Origin of the sequence: Chromobacterium piscinae (genome assembly GCF_021129175.1) — a bacterium.
Classification (GTDB): domain Bacteria; phylum Pseudomonadota; class Gammaproteobacteria; order Burkholderiales; family Chromobacteriaceae; genus Chromobacterium; species Chromobacterium piscinae.
On the sequence record NZ_JAJOHV010000178.1, the window covers coordinates 1 to 2799 of the forward strand.

Genomic DNA, 2799 nt, shown 5'->3' on the forward strand with positions numbered 1-2799 from the left:
GCGCGCGCTGCCGCTGGCGGCGGCCGGCGGCTTGCGCCCGTCAGGCAGCCAGATGGCGGCGTGGACGGAAACCAGCGTGTCCTCGTCGCACTCCATGGGGTGGATCTGCCGGGCGATCCAATCCTGATGGCCATACAGGCCATGCACCGCGCCAGCCAGCCCGCGCGCCAGCGGGGTGAACAGGTTGCGCCGCAGGGGGTCGCTGGCCGTCTGCAGCGTCAGCTCCGCCTCCACGCGGCGGGCAATCTCGGCCAGGGTTTGGCGGGGTATCAAGTGCGGACCTCCAGATCGATGGCGCTGCCGTCCAGGGTGATGGTCAGCAACAGGGTTTCGTCGCCGATGGCGCGGGCGGATACGTCCAAGCTGCGCGCCACACCGTCGTCCACCATCCACTGCAACGCCTCGCGGGCGTAGTGGACGGCATCGCGCAGCGTCTGCGGCGTGTGCTTGGCGCGCTGGGCCAGCAGCCACAGCCGGCTGCCCCAGCGGTCATACGGCACGCCGGCCAGCACGTCGCCCCACCAGCCGCGGGGGTCGGACTGCCGATCGTCCGGCAGCGCGCGGGCATCGCAGAACAGCGACAGCACAATGGCGCTGTCGATCGGGTCGGCAAACAGCGCCAGCGGCAGCGGCGCGGACAGGTCAATCACCAGGCGGCGGGACATCATCGCGGCCCATCCGTCTGCGCGCCGCCGCGCTCCACGCCGCCATGCACGTGGCCGTCCACCGCCACGCCATTGGACGTGAGCGCCCCTCCGCTGTGGTTGAAATCGCCGGCCAGCGCACCCTGCGGCGTGGTGAGGGATATCCCCTCGCTGGCGTTGACGATGAACCGGCGGCAGTTCATCGTGGCGTTGCCTTGGTCGTCAAACAGGAACAGCACGCCGTGGGCGTTGTAGGTGGCGCTCTCACCCGCCTTCAGCCCCTTGGGACGGTGCTCCTCGTTGTCCACCGCCACCGCGACCAGGTGGTCCCGGCTGCCGCCCACCGCCACCATCACCGGCACGCTGCCGGCCGGCGGGTGGCTGGTGGCGCCGAAGTTCTGCACCCTCTCCACCTCGTCGCGGGTTTCGCCGTCCAGCGCGGAGATCTGCAGCAGCTGCAGGCCACCGGCGTCGTTCACCAGGTTGACAATGCCCCGCGCCACCATCAGGCGCATTTTCTGCCAAGCGTTCATAGGCTCCCCCAGTCGTCATCGTCGGATTTCTTCTTTTTGCCGTGCTTGTCGCCCTTACCGCTGGCCAGGCCGTGCTTGCTGGTGCCGTGCGAGCCAAGCTTGGCCGTGCGCACGCCGGACAGCAGGTCAAACGCGCGCGGGTCGGCGATCTCCAGATCGCACACCGTGCCGTCGTTGGCGTTTTTCAGGTAGGTGACGCTGACAATCAGCGCCTCGGCGCGGATGCGCAGCCGCGGCGCGTTCACCGTCACCCGCAGCCCGGGAGCCCACAGCGGCCCGGCGTCGCCTGCCTGGCGCCAACTCTGCACCCGGAGGGTGGCGCGGTTGGCGCGCCCGCGGCGCACCGTGCATTCCCACTGCGCGCGCTCGGCGGCGCTGGGGCCGTGGGTGTTGTCCTCTGCCAGCACGATCAATGGCCGGTGACGGGAGACGGTGCCATCCTTGGCGCTGCCCTTCACCGCGTGCTGGGCGTGGCCGCGCGCCTGGCCCTTGACGATGTATTCGCTGTAGCGCTCGCGCCAGCTGAACCGGCCATCGGCGCGCAGGATGTTCTCGCCCTCGTTGAGCGCGGTCTGCGCGTGGTCGGTGCCGGGCAGGTCGATCACCAGCCGTCCGCGGCCGTCGGTCCACATCATCAGCGCCTGCTGCCGCGCCGCCCGCTCCAGGCAGTCGAACACCGTTTCCCCCTCCTCGATGTTGAACGAGGGGATAGCCTGGTTCGCCGCGCCGGCGCGCGCCCCCACCGCCACCTCCACGTCGAACGGCGCCAGCAGATCGCGGGCGATGCGGGCCATGCTGGCGCCCTTCCACTGGCCGGTTTTGTGGATGGCGCTGCTGTCCACCAGATCCGCCGTTTTGTCGCGGCCGGAGACGTGAAACCAGGTGTTGGACGCGTCATAGCCCGGGTTGCACTCGTCCACGTAGCCGGTCACCACCGGCTCGCCGTCTATGGTCAGCACCGCGCGCTGCCCGGGCACGATCGGCCGCGGCTCGTCCTGGCCGGGCCAGCGCTCCGTCACCTGCAACGAAAACTGGCCGGCCAGCTGCTCCAGCCCGCGCTGGATCTCGATATCCGTCCAGCCGCCAAAAATCTGCCCGCCCACCCGCAGCTCGCACACGTCAGTCATCGCGCAGCACCTCCAGCCGCCCGGCCGGCACAAATCCGGGATGGCGCACGCCGTTGCGCGCCACCAGATCCGCCGCCACATCCACGCCGCCGGTGGCCTGGTAGGCCACCACCAGCGCCGGCAGCGTGGCGTGGGTGGTGATGATGTCCAGCTCTGCCACCGTCGGCGCCCGCGCCGCCAGGCTGCGCGCCACCGCCTGGCGCAGCGCCTGCATGGCCGGATACAGCGTGTCCGGCGCTGCCTGCAGCTCCACGTTCAGCGCGTCCAGGATCACCTCCCGCGCCTGCTGCAGCTCCGCCTTGCTCTCAAACTGCGCGCGTGGAATGGAACGGGCAGCCTCGATCACCAGCACCCGGCGGACAAAGTCAGTAAGAGACGGAGGCATCAGCGGCAGGGTCTGCGCCTGGCCGGACTGCGCCGCGCCGCGGCTGCCGGAAGACGCCCCGCCGCCGGAGCGCTGCTGGCTGGCGATGCGCTGGGCGGCGGCCACCGCCC

General features: G+C 70.7%; 4 protein-coding genes and 1 pseudogene. All 5 read right to left on the minus strand.

The window, feature by feature from the left end; genetic code table 11:
• Positions 1-273 (minus strand): annotated as a pseudogene (locus LQR33_RS24030) (hypothetical protein); the annotation flags it as partial.
• Positions 270-668 (minus strand): phage GP46 family protein, encoded by a 399-nt coding sequence (locus LQR33_RS24035; protein WP_231470748.1) that lies wholly within the window; start codon positions 666-668, stop codon positions 270-272. The gene LQR33_RS24035 and the pseudogene LQR33_RS24030, both read right to left, overlap by 4 nt.
• Positions 665-1177, minus strand: coding sequence for a phage baseplate assembly protein V (locus tag LQR33_RS24040; RefSeq protein ID WP_231470750.1), 513 nt, complete (start codon positions 1175-1177; stop codon positions 665-667). Before LQR33_RS24040 ends, LQR33_RS24035 begins: the two co-directional genes overlap by 4 nt.
• The gene (locus tag LQR33_RS24045; RefSeq protein WP_231470751.1) at positions 1174-2304 is read right to left on the minus strand and encodes a phage baseplate assembly protein; all 1131 of its coding nucleotides are present in this window, start codon (positions 2302-2304) and stop codon (positions 1174-1176) included. The genes LQR33_RS24040 and LQR33_RS24045 overlap by 4 nt, the downstream gene beginning before the upstream one ends.
• Positions 2297-2799: hypothetical protein (locus LQR33_RS24050; RefSeq protein WP_231470752.1), on the minus strand; the 503-nt coding region annotated here is incomplete at its 5' end. The genes LQR33_RS24045 and LQR33_RS24050, both read right to left, overlap by 8 nt.

Bases quoted from the DNA above. Each gene is read 5' to 3' on its own strand.
- LQR33_RS24040 (WP_231470750.1), bottom strand. From the start codon at position 1,177: ATGAACGCTTGGCAGAAAATGCGCCTGATGGTGGCGCGGGGCATTGTC.
- LQR33_RS24045 (WP_231470751.1), bottom strand. From the start codon at position 2,304: ATGACTGACGTGTGCGAGCTGCGGGTGGGCGGGCAGATTTTTGGCGGC.
- LQR33_RS24035 (WP_231470748.1), bottom strand. From the start codon at position 668: ATGATGTCCCGCCGCCTGGTGATTGACCTGTCCGCGCCGCTGCCGCTG.